Source organism: Arthrobacter sp. SDTb3-6, assembly GCF_013376095.1.
Taxonomy (GTDB): Bacteria; Actinomycetota; Actinomycetes; order Actinomycetales; family Micrococcaceae; genus Specibacter.
On record NZ_JAAMFN010000013.1, the window covers coordinates 32,009 to 46,259 of the forward strand.

The 14,251-nt window shown below is 65.6% G+C and carries 14 protein-coding genes and 1 pseudogene; 8 read left to right on the forward strand and 7 right to left on the reverse strand.

Translation table 11 applies throughout. The features are described 5' to 3' along the window. Window positions 1-7: 7 nt before the first annotated feature. Genes G6035_RS08295 through G6035_RS08310 form a run of 4 tightly spaced genes read left to right on the forward strand, consistent with a single transcriptional unit; the run spans window position 8 to window position 3,669 of the window. Window positions 8-1,579, forward strand: a complete 1,572-nt coding sequence (locus G6035_RS08295) for an amidohydrolase family protein (protein ID WP_176616613.1) — start codon at window positions 8-10, stop codon at window positions 1,577-1,579. An 8-nt stretch (window positions 1,580-1,587) separates the two neighbouring features. Continuing rightward, a complete protein-coding gene (locus G6035_RS08300; RefSeq protein ID WP_371130921.1) occupies window positions 1,588-2,538 on the forward strand; it encodes a sugar kinase in 951 nt (316 codons plus the stop codon). A 16-nt stretch (window positions 2,539-2,554) separates the two neighbouring features. Beyond that, window positions 2,555-3,187, forward strand: a complete 633-nt coding sequence (locus G6035_RS08305) for a bifunctional 4-hydroxy-2-oxoglutarate aldolase/2-dehydro-3-deoxy-phosphogluconate aldolase (RefSeq protein ID WP_176616614.1) — start codon at window positions 2,555-2,557, stop codon at window positions 3,185-3,187. Then, the gene (locus G6035_RS08310; RefSeq protein WP_256884053.1) at window positions 3,187-3,669 is read left to right on the forward strand and encodes a rhodanese-like domain-containing protein; all 483 of its coding nucleotides are present in this window, start codon (window positions 3,187-3,189) and stop codon (window positions 3,667-3,669) included. Before G6035_RS08305 ends, G6035_RS08310 begins: the two co-directional genes overlap by 1 nt. On the opposite strand, the gene G6035_RS08315 is transcribed toward G6035_RS08310, so the two are convergent. After that, on the reverse strand, window positions 3,641-4,219 hold the full coding sequence (locus G6035_RS08315; RefSeq protein WP_176616615.1) for a dihydrofolate reductase family protein: 579 nt from the start codon (window positions 4,217-4,219) through the stop codon (window positions 3,641-3,643). The two genes, G6035_RS08310 and G6035_RS08315, sit on opposite strands and share 29 nt — an antisense overlap. A gap of 217 nt (window positions 4,220-4,436) precedes the next feature. On the opposite strand from G6035_RS08315, the gene G6035_RS20070 reads away from it, so the two are divergent. Continuing rightward, on the forward strand, window positions 4,437-4,640 hold the full coding sequence (locus G6035_RS20070) for a hypothetical protein (RefSeq protein ID WP_256127843.1): 204 nt from the start codon (window positions 4,437-4,439) through the stop codon (window positions 4,638-4,640). On the opposite strand, the pseudogene G6035_RS20560 reads toward G6035_RS20070, so the two are convergent. Together G6035_RS20560 and G6035_RS08325 are read right to left on the reverse strand one after the other, a co-directional pair. Then, a pseudogene (locus G6035_RS20560) lies at window positions 4,565-4,717 on the reverse strand (FUSC family protein); the annotation flags it as partial. The gene G6035_RS20070 and the pseudogene G6035_RS20560 sit on opposite strands and share 76 nt — an antisense overlap. A 50-nt stretch (window positions 4,718-4,767) precedes the next feature. Next, entirely contained in the window at window positions 4,768-5,328 is a 561-nt protein-coding gene (locus G6035_RS08325; RefSeq protein ID WP_176616616.1) for a hypothetical protein, read from the reverse strand. Between the two features lie 183 nt (window positions 5,329-5,511). Here G6035_RS08325 and G6035_RS08330 point away from each other — a divergent pair, with 183 nt between their 5' ends. Beyond that, a complete protein-coding gene (locus tag G6035_RS08330) occupies window positions 5,512-5,952 on the forward strand; it encodes a MarR family winged helix-turn-helix transcriptional regulator (protein WP_176616617.1) in 441 nt (146 codons plus the stop codon). 318 nt (window positions 5,953-6,270) lie between these two features. Here G6035_RS08330 and G6035_RS08335 read toward each other — a convergent pair whose 3' ends face one another. After that, window positions 6,271-6,981: a TetR/AcrR family transcriptional regulator gene (locus G6035_RS08335; protein WP_256127848.1), complete on the reverse strand. Its 711-nt coding sequence runs from the start codon at window positions 6,979-6,981 to the stop codon at window positions 6,271-6,273. Between the two features lie 130 nt (window positions 6,982-7,111). On the opposite strand from G6035_RS08335, the gene G6035_RS08340 reads away from it, so the two are divergent. Both G6035_RS08340 and G6035_RS08345 read left to right on the forward strand, forming a co-directional pair. After that, complete coding sequence (locus G6035_RS08340) at window positions 7,112-8,566, forward strand: APC family permease (protein ID WP_176616619.1); 1,455 nt, start codon at window positions 7,112-7,114, stop codon at window positions 8,564-8,566. Then, on the forward strand, window positions 8,547-10,073 hold the full coding sequence (locus G6035_RS08345; RefSeq protein WP_176616620.1) for a serine hydrolase: 1,527 nt from the start codon (window positions 8,547-8,549) through the stop codon (window positions 10,071-10,073). Before G6035_RS08340 ends, G6035_RS08345 begins: the two co-directional genes overlap by 20 nt. 290 nt (window positions 10,074-10,363) lie before the next feature. Here the strand turns inward: G6035_RS08345 and G6035_RS08350 are convergent, their stop codons facing one another. The 3 genes from G6035_RS08350 to G6035_RS08360 all read right to left on the reverse strand — a co-directional run bounded on the left by G6035_RS08350 (window position 10,364) and on the right by G6035_RS08360 (window position 14,169). Continuing rightward, complete coding sequence (locus G6035_RS08350; protein WP_176616621.1) at window positions 10,364-10,927, reverse strand: dihydrofolate reductase family protein; 564 nt, start codon at window positions 10,925-10,927, stop codon at window positions 10,364-10,366. A gap of 316 nt (window positions 10,928-11,243) precedes the next feature. Next, a complete protein-coding gene (locus G6035_RS08355; protein ID WP_218063049.1) occupies window positions 11,244-12,632 on the reverse strand; it encodes an aspartate aminotransferase family protein in 1,389 nt (462 codons plus the stop codon). 49 nt (window positions 12,633-12,681) lie between these two features. Continuing rightward, the gene (locus tag G6035_RS08360; RefSeq protein ID WP_176616623.1) at window positions 12,682-14,169 is read right to left on the reverse strand and encodes a CoA-acylating methylmalonate-semialdehyde dehydrogenase; all 1,488 of its coding nucleotides are present in this window, start codon (window positions 14,167-14,169) and stop codon (window positions 12,682-12,684) included. Window positions 14,170-14,251 lie beyond the last annotated feature (82 nt).

Here is a 14,251-nt window from a genome sequence, read left to right on the forward strand (position 1 = left end):
GGACCCCATGATGCGCCTGGTGATGCGCGGTGGAACCGTCGTCAACAACGACGGCCTACGAAAAGCCGACGTGGCAATCGAAGGTGACACCATCACGGGGGTCGGTGCCATCCCCGCACGACCGGACGACCGGACCATCGACTGCCGCGGACGCTTCGTGCTGCCCGGATTCATCGACACCCATTCGCACGCCGACGGCCGTGCAGAGGATGAAGACGTGCAGCGGGCGCTGCTTAGGCAGGGCGTGACGACGGTCATCACCGGCCAGGACGGTGTTTCCTACGCGCCCGGCAACGGAAAATACGCGAGCAGCTACTTTGCCGCGATCAACGGCACCCACCTGCATTATGCCGGTGGCGGCGTCGCCGCGTACCTTGCCGCGGTGGGGGGACGGTCCCGGTTGAACTTCGCCTACCTTGTCCCCGCCGGAACCATCCGCCAGGAAGTATGCGGTCGCTCCAGCGCCGCTGCCGACGCGTCGCAGCTTGCGCGCATGGAGTCGCTGGTCGAACAGGGCCTGCGCGAGGGCGCCGTCGGGTTGTCCACCGGGCTGGACTATGTGCCCGGCATTTTTGCCGGCACCGGCGAAATTGCGGCCTTGTGCAGGCCGGTCGCGCGCGCCGGCGGCATCTACGTCACACACATGCGCGGCGGCTACGAGGCAAATTCCGCTGCCGGGGTCTTGGAGATTGGCCGGATTGCCGCGGCCTCGGGCACCCGCATCCACATCTCGCACTTCCACGCCCAGGCACACATCATCGACGAACAGCTGCGCCTCCTCCGGGACAGGGGTGTTGACACGACCTTTGACGCGTATCCATATACGCGCGGCTGCACCCTGCTGGCCATGCCCTTGCTGCCCCCCGGGCTCTCCGTCCTGCCGCCGGACACGGTCCTGGCCACCATCACAGACCCGGCCGAACGTGCCCGCCTGCGCCGGGACTGGTTTCCCACAATCGAGCGCAACGCCAGCCTCGGGCCCGAATGGCCCTCGATGATCACCCTGGCCCACATCGCCGCACCCGAATTTGCCTGGGCCCACGGACTGAGCCTCGAAGCCGCCGCGGCCCGGGCCGGCACCGACCCGATCGACTTCACCCTGGATGTGCTCGCCGCCTCCCGCCTGGAGGTCAACGCGGTCATGGCCGTGCGGCACCAGCGGCCCGTCGCCGAACTGGCCGCCATCTTCTCACAAAAAGGCCACATGGGCGGCTCCGACGGCATTTTCATCGGCGCACATCCGCACCCGCGCGCCCGCGGGACCTTCGCCCGGTACCTGCGGCAGTACGTGCGTGAAACGGCAACCTGGTCCTGGCCGCAGGCCGTCCACCACCTCTCAACCGCCCCGGCGGCCCGCTTCGGCCTGGGCCGGCGCGGCACGGTGGCTGCCGGCTGGATCGCCGACCTTGCCGTCGTCGACCCCGACACGGTGGCCGACACCGCCACATACGAACGCCCCCTGGGTGAAGCAACAGGGATCGCCGACGTGCTGGTGGCCGGCAGGCCGGTACTCGCCGAAGGCGCGCTCGCAGCGGCCCGGCCCGGATTGGGCCTCAGACACGAAAACAGCAAAAGCTAAGGATCCCCGTGCCCCACACCATCAATCCAGCGGCCGCGGCGCCGCAGCTGATCACCATCGGCGAGACCATGATGATGCTCACGCCCGAAAATGCCGGGCCGCTGCGCACGGCCCGGCAGCTTTCCCTCCACCCGGGCGGGGCGGAATCAAATGTGGCCAGCCATGCCGCCCGCCTGGGCGTTCGGGCCGCGTGGGTCAGCGTGCTGGGCGACGACGTGCTCGGCCAGCGCATCCTCCACGACATCGCGGGCCACGGCGTGGACACCCGCTGGGTCACCTGTGACCCGGCGGCACCGACGGGGGTGTACTTCAAGGACCCGGGCCAGGGCGTGCTGTACTACCGCCGGGGATCGGCCGCAGCCGGCATGGGCCCGGCCACCGTGGCGTCCGTTCCCCTCGAAGACGCCGCCATCGTCCACCTCTCCGGAATTACGCCGGCGCTCTCGGCAAACTGCGCCGCGCTGGTCGGGTCCGTGGCCACACGTGTTGCCGCCAGCGCCGCAGCACTGAGTTTCGACGTCAACCACCGTCCGCCCCTGTGGCCCGACGGCGTCGCGGCACCGGCACTGCACGCCCTCGCCAATCGCGCCGACATCACCTTTGTCGGCCTGGATGAAGCGGGTGCGCTCTGGGGCTGCACCACGCCGGAAGAAGTACGCACGCTGCTGCCGGGCCCCGGACGGCTCATCGTCAAGGACGGCGACGTCGGCGCGACCGAATTCGGCGCGGGACCAGCCGTGTTCGAACCGGCAATCCCCACCAACGTGGTCGAGGCGGTCGGCGCGGGCGACGCCTTCGCCGCCGGCTACCTCGCCGCAGCCATTCAGGGTGGCGGCACGCGGGAGCGCCTGCGGGCGGGCCACGCACGGGCACACCTGGTCCTGCTCTCCACCAGCGATTTTGTCGCCACCCCCACCGACCCGGATCCGCGCGCCGTGGACGCGGCCACCACCGTCTGAAAGGACCGAAAAGACAATGATTGGGAACGAACAGTTCAGCGAGGTTTTTGCCGCGGCACCCCTCATGGCCATCCTTCGCGGAATGGGTGCCGAACGCAGTCTTGCCGTCGCAACCACCGCCTGGGACCTGGGCATCGACGTCGTCGAGCTCCCCATCCAGACCCCGGAGGACCTCAGGGCCTTGGAAAGGGTCGCCGCAGCCGGCCGCGAAAGGGGCAAGGTTGTCGGTGCCGGGACCGTCGTCTCCGTCGAGCACGTCCGCAGCGCCGCCCAGGCAGGAGCGCAGTTCACCGTCAGCCCGGGCCTGGACCTTGAGGTAGTCCGGGCATCAGCCCAGGCCGGCATGCCTCCCCTGCCCGGCGTCGCCACGGCCACCGAGGTGCAGTTGGCCCTGGCAACGGGCCTGACCTGGCTCAAGGCATTCCCCGCATCGGTCCTTGGCCCCTCGTGGATCAAGGCCATGCACGGACCCTTCCCGCAGGCGAAGTTCGTCACCACCGGCGGCATGGATGCAGGCAACGCCGGCGGGTTCCTGCTCGCCGGAGCGCGCGTCGCCGCCGTCGGCTCCGCCTTGGACGACCCGTCCCAACTGCCCCAACTCGCAGCGTTGCTTGGCAACGACGGCCTGGGCACGACGGGGGCACGGTAGTGGCCCCCCGCAGCGAGCTGCTCGCCTTTGTGGACGCCAGACTGGCCTACGAAATCGATGTGGTGGCTGCCGCCCGGGCCCAAGCCCGCGGCAACGCGGTCATCGTCGACACCCGCAAAGGCCGGTCTTGGGACCACGGACACGTGGCAGGGGCAATGCACCTGCCCGAGGACGCACTCGATTCCCTGCCCGCTGCCCTTCCCCGCGACCGCACGCTGATCGTCTACGGATGGGGACCGGGCTGCAACGGCGCCACCCACACCGCACGCCGCCTGCTCGCTGCGGGCTTCGAGGTGCGTGAGATGCTTGGCGGCTACGAATACTGGGTAAGGAACGGATTCCCCGTAATCACGGCCGGTACGGGCCCCCGCCTCGAATCCGACCCGCTCGTTACCGCAGAATCGGACCAGGCCGTCCACGCGGCAGCGCCGGCCCCTGTCCCGGGGCACGGCCTCAGGCATGCAGGATGGGCCGGTAAATGAGCTCTTGGGTACGGCCGTCCAGCGTGGTGCTCTCGAGCAGTTCGAGATCGAAGTCGGCCGCACCCTGGAAGATCGGGCCCTCCCCGGTCTGTCCCGTGATCACAGGGAAAATCGTGACCTGGATGCGGTCCACCAGGCCGGCGGCCATCAGGGCCCTGTTCATCGACAAGCTGCCGTGGGAGCGCAGCGGCACCTCGGACTCCTCCTTGAGCCGGGCAACGACGTCGACGGCGTCGCCCCTCACGAGGGTCGCATCCGGCCAGTCGAGCGGTTCCTTCAGCGTCGTCGACACCACGGTTGCCGGCATGCCCACCATCCGGGTGACCCAGGGGTCGCGCACTGCCGGGTCGTCGGTGCTCCCGGCCAGCATCTGCACGAGTTGCCGAAAAGTGGTGGCACCAAAGACCATCCGCTGCCCTGGCCCGTACAGGGCAAGGCGGTGGGCGAGAAGCTCGGGGCCCTGCTTGCCCCAGTAGCCGCTCCAATTGCGGCTGGCGGAGCCGAATCCGTCGAGGCTGGTAAAGACATCGAAGGTGTAGCTGGCGGTCATGGCAACCTCCTCAGGTGCCGTGGACGGACAGTCCACGTTCCACCCATTCATTATGCTCCCCGCACCGGTGCCCCGACAGCCCCGCGGCCAGTGTGATCGGCGTTCCCCGGTGCGTCCATGGCGCCCAAGGCCCCCGGGGTGATCGCGTCGCGTCGTGACGTTCGGCACGGCAACAGCGCGCAGGATTGCTTCGGCACCGCCACCTTGCAGTTTCACGTTGCCGGGGACCATGCTCGACGCCACCAGCCGCGTCCGGGTCCGTTGCGTGCGGGTGGTGGAGCAGATGACCAAAATTGCCGTCACGGCACCCACCGTGGTTCCCAGGGCCCGGTCCAGGATCAACCCGGATGAGGACTGCCCCGCCACAAATTCCGTCATCAACAAAGCCACGGGAGTCATGAACACAAGTGCAACGCTGTAATTCCGGATCACATACACCTCACCGAAGAACTGGAGCGCGGCCAGCAGGAACACCAGCCCGACCGGCGGCCGGGACACCGGCAACAGCAGGGCGGTGAGGACCAGTCCGCCATAGGTGCGAACAATCCTTATGCACGGCCCGCTCCCGCGACGCCCACGGCGACAAGATAGCGGCCCGCATGCTTGAGGATCCTGGCCGCCGGGAACCGGGGCGGCTCAACCAGGCCCCGACCGGGATGGCGCCGGCGTGCATGGAGCCTGCCCGAAAAACCGACCAGGAGCACCACGACGACACTTCCCACCACTGTCATCGCCGCATCGAGGATGCACCCTGGGTATGGAACTGCTGCGCTGGCGGTGAAGGCGAACAGGAAGAAGAACGGCCCCGAGGGCCGTAGCCGGAGGTGATCGGCAACGCTCGAGAGGAGGCCCGAAGCTGCAGCGGCTGCCGCGACAATCCCCCACGCTGACAGGCCCACGACCAACAAGGCCACGCCGACGGTGACACTGGCAGCCATGAGGGTGCCGGCCGCCGCCTGGTGCCTGAGGCGAAGCCAGTGCGGCTCCATGCGCCCATAGACGCCCGTCAAGGCCCCGAAGGCCCCGAAGGCCCCATAGACGGTCAGATCCAACCGACCGATGGCCACGACGAAGAGAAGCGGGGCAATGATCCCTGCCGCCACCCGCAAGGCAGGAACCCTATGCCCGCGACCAGGCGGAACGTGGACGAAATTGCGCACATACACTTCCATGGCCAACGAACCCTTCCAGTCCCCCTGCATTTACTTTACCCGTAAAGTAAATAGCCGGCCTGGAAAGCCGGCCCCATCGGAACAGGGCGGCGCAAGTAGTCTGGGATGATGAAGGACTACATGGATCAGCTTCAGGGGCAGTGGATGCGGCTGTACCCCGAGATCGAAACGGCACCCAGCGCGGTGATCGGACGGGTCAGCCGGCTGGCCCGGATCATCCAAATGCGCAGCGACGTGGTCCTTGCCTCACGCGGAGTCACATGGGCCGAATTTGACATCCTGTCCCTGCTGGCCCGGACCGGACGACCCATGACGCCTACGGAACGGGCCGCTGACCTGCTGACGTCGGCGCCGGCCAGCACGAAGAGGGTGAAGAAAATGCTCGGGTCCGGCCTGGTCCGCCGGGAGACAAACCCCAAGGACCGGCGCGGGGCAGTCATTGTGATGACGGAAAAGGGAAAAGCGTCGCTGGCCCCCATACTGGCCTCCGTGCGTGAGTTGGAAGCCGGGCTTCTCCAGTCCCTGGCGGCCGGGGACGGATGGTCCCCTCGACGCGGGTGACGGACCGGTCCCGCTCGCCGGCCCGTCCCGGGTTTGACACCGCCGTCCTTGTTTCCAAAAAGCGGCGATTGTGCCCCGGCCATTTCCTGAGCAGTTCCCTAATGCCGGTTCAGCTTTTGTAGGTCCGTCGCGCATTTTCCGGAAGCGGTCATCCCTGCAACCAGGATGGCGCCAAGGAGGGGCAGTTCCGGCAGGCCGAAGGCGTCGGAGGAATACAGCAGCCTGGCGAAGGGTGCCAGTTCAAGGCATTCGACGGTGGTGTCCGTGCTTCGCGATCCTACAGGGTTGAGCGCCAGCCCGACGTCGATTGGGGCTTGGTTACCTTGGCAGGTCAGCTTCCGTTGCTACTTCCCGGACCCGTTCTTCAATGGCATCCAGGAGCAGTTCCATCCCAAAGTCGAACAATATATCGGTGTCCGGGTACAGGGATCCAGCGGCCGCACTGGAGTCCGGAAACTTGGCAGGATCCAAGGCGGAGTAAATGCGCCGCTGTTCATCACGGAGGCTGGGCGTGGTCATCCACGGTGAAAGCGCCGCCACCAACCCGTACCCGACCGTGTGGTTATAGATGGCCTGATGAAACAATCCGATGTCCGTGGAAGGAACTCCCGCACGCCGCAACTCGTGAACAGTCCATTCCGTCAAGGAGAAGAGCCGTGGCTGGTCATCGGCCTGGCCTGCCATTGCCTCGGCCAGCCCAACGTGGCGCCTATAGATGTCGAACCATGCCCGCATCAGGGTCGTCAGGTTTTCACGCCAGGGCCGGCCAGGATCCGGTTCCGGGACATCTGCAAAGAGGAGATCGATCAGCGCCGAGAGAAGGTCTTTCTTATTCTTGAAATGGCGGTACATGGCAGTCGAATCGACACCGAGCTCCTTCCCGAGACGGCGGAGCGTCAGGGCACTCAAACCCTCCTGATCGCACAGTTCCCGCGATGCCTCAAGTATCATGTCGCGGTCCAGCCGCGCGTGGTGGGCCGGCGTTGCCCCAGGAACCGGACCGCCGTCGTCGAGCCGAGATTGATCCATCACGTCATCGTCTCATAACAAACAATTCAAAAAAACTCAGTCATCACTGTTGACATCACCGTGGACAATGACGTTTGCTTGCCTAAGCGATTGTCAAAATCCCAACTTCGGCCCGCACGTGGAGGACGCGATGAATGTCAAAAACATCGGTGTGACTGTGCAACGTCGCGCCTACAAGCAGGAGCTTCACCGCTCGCTTGGCCTGTGGGAAAACATTTCGCTGGTCGTCTCTGCCGTAACACCCGCGACGGGCGCCTTCATTATCGCCCCGGTCTTGTTCACGCTGACCGGAACCGGGGCGCCGCTAACTTTTGTTATCGCGGCCGTCATGGGACTGGCGTTGGCCTTCTGTTGGGCAGAGTTGGGATGCGCGTATCCCATTGCGGGCGGCGACTATACCTTCGTCGCCCGCATCCTTGGCCGTCCCGCCGGGTTCGTCTCGCTCATTTTGAGCGGTCCCATCCAAGCCGTCTTGATTCCGGCCGTCGTCGCCCTCGGCATCGGGCAGTACGTCGGGGTCATCGTCAACGTCAATACCAATATTTTGGCTGCCGTCATCATCCTGCTCGGTGCGGCCGTCGCGATTTTGGGTGTGCGGCTCAGCGCGATCGCCGTCGGCGTCCTCCTCGCCATAGAACTTCTGTCAGTCGTCTTTGTGGGTGCGCTGGGCCTGTTTCACATCCAGCGTCCCATCGGAACGCTCTTTCATCCGTTGATCACCAATGCCAATGGCACCACGCAATCATTGACCATTGGCGCACTCGTTGCCGGCATCGCCGTTGCGAGCTTTGCCTACAACGGATTCCAGGGGGCGCTCCTGTACTCGGAGGAAACAACGGGGAGCCGCCGCAATGTAGCCCGATCGGTCTTTATAGCCTTGGGAGTCGCGGTAGCGTGCGAGGTACTGCCGGTCGCCATGGCAATCCTTGCCTCGCCGTCACTGGCTGACCTTTCGGCCAGCCCTAATCCGTGGCAGTATTTTCTGACGTCAATGGGTGGAGACACCTTTAATACGATCATCAGCCTCGGCATTGCCGTTGCCGTGCTCAATGCCGTGGTGGCACTCATGCCGTTCTTCGCACGGATTCTCTACAGTTCCGGCCGGGACATGGCCTGGCCTGCGCCCCTGAGCAAGGCCCTCGCGTCAGTTCATCCACAATGGGGCACGCCCTGGATTTCAACGATCGTCGTCGGCGTCGCCGGTGCAATTCTCGTACTGTTCACGGACGTTGCCACATTGAGCACATGCGTCGGCGCCGTACTCTGCGTGGAATTTATCCTTGTCGCGGCATCCGCGATCGTGAGCCGGCTGAGGGACAAAACGACGGACCGGCCGTACCGGATGCCTCTTTGGCCCGCAGCGCCGGTCCTGGCGATCGTCATGTCAGTTGTGGTTCTGACACAGCAGACTTCAAGTGACCTTTTCATTGCGGGTGCCATCGTCGCGGCATCCCTGGCCTACTATCTCATCTACCTCCGTCCCCGGCGTCACACCCACATGCTGATGCTGGATCCCGTCCGCCCCACCACTCCGCCTGGTCCCCAGCATAAGGAGGCCGGCGAGAATGCCAAAGAGCCACTTTGAAACAGCCCCCGACAGTGAAACCCGGAGGACGTACTGGAATATCGACGATAGTTTCAGGCACACAGCGAACGAAATCGCCGGAAACACCACGGGAACTCCCGCACTGGCGTGGGCCGTGGTCAGCCAGGGGGCCATGGTCCATGTCTGCTCAACCGGAGAAACCGCGCTCGGCAATGGACATCGACCGGACGTGAATACGGTTTTTCGAATCGCATCGCTGTCAAAGAGCTTTGCCGCCGCAACGACGTTGCTCCTGGAGCGCCACGGGCTCGTGGACCTTGAAGCGCCAGTTGCCAACTACCTTCCGGGGCTCGTGGACGCGGGACCGTCCGGAAGGTTGCCCACCCTTAACGACGTCCTGTCCATGTCCGGAGGTTTTCCGTCCGATGATGCCTGGGCCGACCGCCAAGAGACGATGACGTCCGAAGCCTTTGACCGCTTGTTGGCGGGAGGCACAGTAAGGACCACCCGTCCGCGGCAAACCTTCCAATATTCAAATTTGGGGTACGCGATGATTGGGCGCATCGTCGAGACCGTGACGGGACAGCCCTACCCGGAAGTGGTGGGGAAGCTGCTTTTTGGCCCGTTGGGACTTCAGTCAACAACTTTTGACCACCGCACCGTTCCCCACGACAGATTCGCCCACGGCTACCGGCTCACTGAACACGGCTGGAAACTACAAAAACCGACCGCCCCAGGCGCCTTTTCGGCCATTGGCGGCGTCCTCAGCAGTCTCTCCGACATGGGCAAGTGGGTCAGCACCCTGGCCGCGTCGACGCTGACGGATGACGGGCCCCTGCCCTCGACGCTCCGGCGTCGAATGCAACAACCCATCACGCCAGTTCCGTTCACCGTTGACCCTGCAACAGGTCTCCCCTCTTCAAGGGATTTCCCGTGGGGAATCTCCAGTTACGGACTCGGCATCTTCATCGAACAGGACCCGGACTTTGGGCTGATCAGCCATCACGTCGGTGGCTACCCCGGATATGGGGCCCACATGTGCTGGCACCAGTCATCCGGAACCGGAGTCATCGCATTGGGCGGCAGCACCTACGCCCCCGTAAGCGCCCCGGCCGGCCTCGCCCTCAAATCCCTTCTAAAACGGCCATTGGACACATCCCTCGAGATCCACAATTTGGACAGGATCGTCGCCGGCGTCAGATCGTTCATGCTCCACGGCGAAGTCACCGCCGGGGTCTTCTCTCCCTGTGTCGCCCTCGACAGGTCGTGGCAGGAGCGACGGGATGAACTGGCCTACCTGAAAACACACGTGGGCCCGTTGGCTCCGGATGGCTGCCAGGTCTCCATCATCGACAACTCCCGCCTGAAAGTCCGCTTTCACGGGCCTGGCGGGGTCCTGGCGGCGGGAGTTCTACTCACCCCGGTTCATCCACGTCGGGTCCAGGTCCTTGCGTTGGAGGACCATCCGGCCAGGGGCCGCCCGCCTGATCCGCTAAGCCGTGGACGGCCCACGCGAGCGGCACACGTCTCAAACAACAAACCTTAGCGACCTCCAATCCTGCCTGGAGACGAAGGACCATTGGGGGTCCTTCGTCTCCAGGGCTTTGTCCCGACTGGTTACTTGCCGGATATCCTGAATGGGCAGTCGGCGCAGCTGGCTGCGCGTCCCGTCCAAGGCATCGCGCGTGCACCACCTGCGCAGTTGTAGATGGCGGTGTACTATCAACTCAGAAGCCCTACCGGATCGTCCCCCAATAGATCCGGTAGGGCTTTGTTACAGCCCGATACCGTCAGTGGACCCTGGGGCTGACAGGGGCCAAGTACGGCGGGTGGAACTCAGCGCCTGGTTTCATACCTGGTCAGCACCACACCGCCGGAAAAGGTCCGGGTTTCCACCAGGTGCAGGTTGACCCAGTTGTCCAGGGCCGTAAAAAAGGGCGTGCCGCCTCCCACCAGGACCGGTGCGGTGGCCAGCACGTACTCGTCGATCAGCCCGGCCCGCATGGCCGCCGCTGCCAGGGTTGCACCGCCGATGTCCATGGGGACTCCGTCCCCGGCCTTGAGCCGCGTGATCTCCGCGACCGCGTCGCCGGTGACCAGGCGGGTGTTCCAATCAACCGCCCTGGCAGTCGACGAGAACACGACCTTCGGCATGTCCCGCCAACGGCGGGCAAAAACGATCTCCGCCGCCGTGGCCCCCGGCTGCTGGTCCGCCGTCGGCCAGTGGGAGCCCATCGCCTCCCACAGCCTTCGCCCGTACAGCGCCAGGCCCGTCGCGCCGACCCGGTCGGACCACCACTGGAACAGCTCTTCGCTCGGCACACTCCAGCCAAGGCCGCCGCCGGGTGCATCGATGTAGCCGTCCAGGCTCACGTTCATGCCAAAGCAAAGTTTCCGCATGGCCCCATCATCGCGCGGGCCGGCACGGGCGTACAGACCCGCACGATGCGGAAGAACCACCGGCCTGCACACGCTGAAGGCCGCTGAAGCAGCGCCGGCACGCTGCAGCGGTGCAGCGGTGCAGCGACTCGACGTGAACGGTTCCCCAGCGATCGGGCGGCTTCGGCAAAGGCACTGACGACGCCGTCCCAGGCCGCAGCCGGTCGAAGCAGCCGCTGATCGGGTCCGATCCGGGGAATCCGAGGTGCGGTCAGTGACCGCCATCCCCGGCCCTGTTGTGACGCCCCGAGGCCACCTTGGTACCCGCCGTGGCCGGTCAAGGGTTTGCGGTGAACCCGTCGGCGATGTCGAGGACCTCATCGAGGATCGCCAGGCCTGCCGTGGCCTCCGCGACGCCGGTGTTGCAGGGCGGGACCACGTGGATCCGGTTGAAGTTGGCGAAGGGCAGGAGCCCGCGGGACTTGCAGGCTGTGATGAGCTGGTTCATTTCGGGGCTGGAGGAGCCGTACGGCGCCAGCGGTTCGCGCGTTTGGCGGTCCTTGACCAGTTCGATCGCCCAAAAGACACCCATGCCGCGGACTTCGCCTACGCATTTGTGTTGTTCGGCGAATCCGTGCAGGGCAGGGCCAATGACGTCGGATCCCAGGGTCGCGGCATGCTCCACCATGTTCCCTGATTCCATGGCGTTGATGGTGGCGACGGCCGCGGCGGTGGCGAGGGGGTGTCCGGAGTAGGTCAGACCGCCCGGGTAGACACGTTTGCCGAAGGTGGCCGCGATGTCCGGGCCAATGGCTACGCCCCCCAATGGCACGTAGCCGGAGTTGACGCCCTTGGCGAACGTCATCAGGTCGGGGATGACGTCAAAGTGCTCGACGGCGAACCACTTGCCGGTGCGGCCGAATCCGGTCATGACTTCATCGGCGATGAAGACGATTCCGTGCTTCGTGCACAGCTCCCGCACCCCCTGCATGTACCCGGCGGGCGGGACGTAGATGCCGGCCGTGCCCGGGATGGATTCCAGCACCAGGGCCGCGATTGTTTCGGGTCCTTCGAAGCAGATGAGCTGTTCGAGGTGCTCCAGGGCCCGCTGGCTTTCTTCCTGCCCGGTAGTGGAGTGGAAGCTGGTCCGGTAAAGATACGGCGGGAAGAAGTGGACCGTGCCGGTGCTGGCGGTGTCGTTGGCCCACCGCCGCGGGTCACCGGTGATGTTGACGGCCAGCTGGGTGCCGCCGTGGTAGGAGCGGTAGGCCGAGAGCACCTTGGTCCGGCCGGTGTGCAGGCGGGCCATGCGCACGGCGTGCTCGTTCGCGTCGGCTCCGCCGTTGGTGAAGAAGATCTTGTTCAGGTCTCCCGGGGTGCGCCCGGTGATGAGGCGGGCCGCCTCCGACCGGGCCTCGTTGACGTACCCCGGGGCGATGGTGCACAGCTTGGCGGCCTGGGCGGCGATCGCGGCCACGACGGCCGGGTGCTGGTGTCCGATGTTCGTGTTGACCAGCTGGGAGGAGAAGTCGAGGTACTTTTTGCCGTCCCCGTCCCACACGTAGGAGCCTCGGGCGGCGGAGATGACCATGGGGTCCAGCAGGTCCTGGGCGGACCAGGAGTGGAAGACGTGTTTGCGGTCGAGTTCGTAGGCCCGACGGGCGGCGGCAGCGTCGATGGCGGGAGCGCCGTCGAACGCGTAGGGAAGGGCCGCGTTGTCAATCATGGAAGTCATGGCTGTTTCCTTCGTTGTAATTGTCCGCAAGGGATGCCGCTCAGGCGTTCTGCGGGAAGCCGAGGTTGATCCCGCCGTGGCTGGGGTCCACCCAGCGAGTGGTGACGGCCTTGCCGCGGGTGAAGAAGGCCACGCCTTCGCTGCCGTGGGCGTGGGTGTCCCCGAAGAGTGAGTTCTTCCAGCCGCCGAAGGAGTAGTAGGCCATGGGGACGGGCACGGGAACGTTGATGCCCACCATGCCCACTTCGACTTCGTTCTGGAAACGCCGGGCGGCCCCGCCGTCGTTGGTGAACAGGGCGGTGCCGTTGCCATAGGGGTTGGCGTTGATGGTGGCAAGGGCCTCGTCGAAACTGTTGACGCGCAGGACGGAGAGGACCGGGCCGAAGATTTCCTCCTGATAGATGGACATGTTCGTGGTGACATGGTCGAACAGGGTCGGGCCGACGAAGAAGCCTTCACCTTCGGCATCCGCATCGATCGTGCGCCCGTCAACGACGAGCGTGGCACCGGACTCCTCGCCGGCATCAACAAAGCCGGCGACCTTGTCCCGGTGTGCCGACGTGACCAGCGGGCCCATGTCGCAGCCGCGCAGCCCGTCGCCGGTGCGCAGGGCCCTGGCGCGGTCGGCGATCTTGGCGACCAGTTCATCGGCGATCCCGCCGACGGCGAGCAGTGCCGAGATGGCCATGCACCGCTCCCCTGCCGAGCCGAAGCCGGCGTTGATGGCGGCGTCGGCGGCGAGGTCCAGGTCGGCGTCGGGCAGGACGATCATGTGGTTCTTTGCCCCTCCCAGGGCCTGGACGCGCTTGCCGTGGGCGGTTGCCGTTTCGTAGACGTATTTGGCGATGGGAGTGGAGCCGACGAACGAAACGGCCTTCACGTCGGGGTGCGTCAGGAGGGTGTCCACGGCCACCTTGTCCCCCTGCAGGACGTTGAAAACGCCGTCGGGCAGCCCGGCTTCCTTCCACAGTTCAGCCATCCAGTTCGCGGCGGTGGGGACCTTCTCGCTTGGCTTGAGGACCACGGTGTTGCCTGCCGCGATGGCCAGGGGGAAGAACCACATGGGCACCATGGCCGGGAAGTTGAACGGGCTGATGATCGCCACCGGGCCCAGGGCCTGGCGGACGGAATGGATGTCCACCTTCGTGGAGGCGTTCTCCGTGTAGCTTCCCTTGACCAGGTGCGGCATGCCGCAGGCGAACTCGACGACTTCCTGGCCCCGGCTGACCTCGCCGAGGGCGTCGTCGAGGACCTTGCCGTGCTCGGAGGTGATGATGGCGGCCAGCTCACCCTTGCGGGCGTTCAGCAGTTCCCGAAAGGCGAACAGGATCTGGGTGCGGCGCGTCAGCGACGTGTCCCGCCAGGCCGGGAAGGCTGCCTTGGCCGCGGCGACGGCAGCGTTGCCGTCCTCCACGCCCGCCAGGGCAACCTCGGCGGTGACCTTGCCCGTGGCCGGGTTGGTGACCGGGGCCGTGCGCGGCCCAACCCTAGCGTAGCTGCCGTTGATCCAGTGCCCGATGGTGTTCAATGCTTCTCCTGTGGTTGGTGGAACGATTGATCCCAGTCTGTCCGCCGGGCCGCCGGGCCGTAATTGGCAAACTGTAAATAAA

What these genes read in the sequence shown, in the direction of transcription:
- G6035_RS08355 (WP_218063049.1), bottom strand. Translation starts at nt 12,632, where the DNA reads ATGATTGACAACGCGGCCCTTCCCTACGCGTTCGACGGCGCTCCCGCC.
- G6035_RS08340 (WP_176616619.1), top strand. Translation starts at nt 7,112, where the DNA reads ATGAATGTCAAAAACATCGGTGTGACTGTGCAACGTCGCGCCTACAAG.
- G6035_RS08350 (WP_176616621.1), bottom strand. Translation starts at nt 10,927, where the DNA reads ATGCGGAAACTTTGCTTTGGCATGAACGTGAGCCTGGACGGCTACATC.
- G6035_RS08315 (WP_176616615.1), bottom strand. Translation starts at nt 4,219, where the DNA reads ATGACCGCCAGCTACACCTTCGATGTCTTTACCAGCCTCGACGGATTC.
- G6035_RS08330 (WP_176616617.1), top strand. Translation starts at nt 5,512, where the DNA reads ATGGATCAGCTTCAGGGGCAGTGGATGCGGCTGTACCCCGAGATCGAA.
- G6035_RS08345 (WP_176616620.1), top strand. Translation starts at nt 8,547, where the DNA reads ATGCCAAAGAGCCACTTTGAAACAGCCCCCGACAGTGAAACCCGGAGG.
- G6035_RS08335 (WP_256127848.1), bottom strand. Translation starts at nt 6,981, where the DNA reads ATGGATCAATCTCGGCTCGACGACGGCGGTCCGGTTCCTGGGGCAACG.
- G6035_RS08295 (WP_176616613.1), top strand. Translation starts at nt 8, where the DNA reads ATGATGCGCCTGGTGATGCGCGGTGGAACCGTCGTCAACAACGACGGC.
- G6035_RS08305 (WP_176616614.1), top strand. Translation starts at nt 2,555, where the DNA reads ATGATTGGGAACGAACAGTTCAGCGAGGTTTTTGCCGCGGCACCCCTC.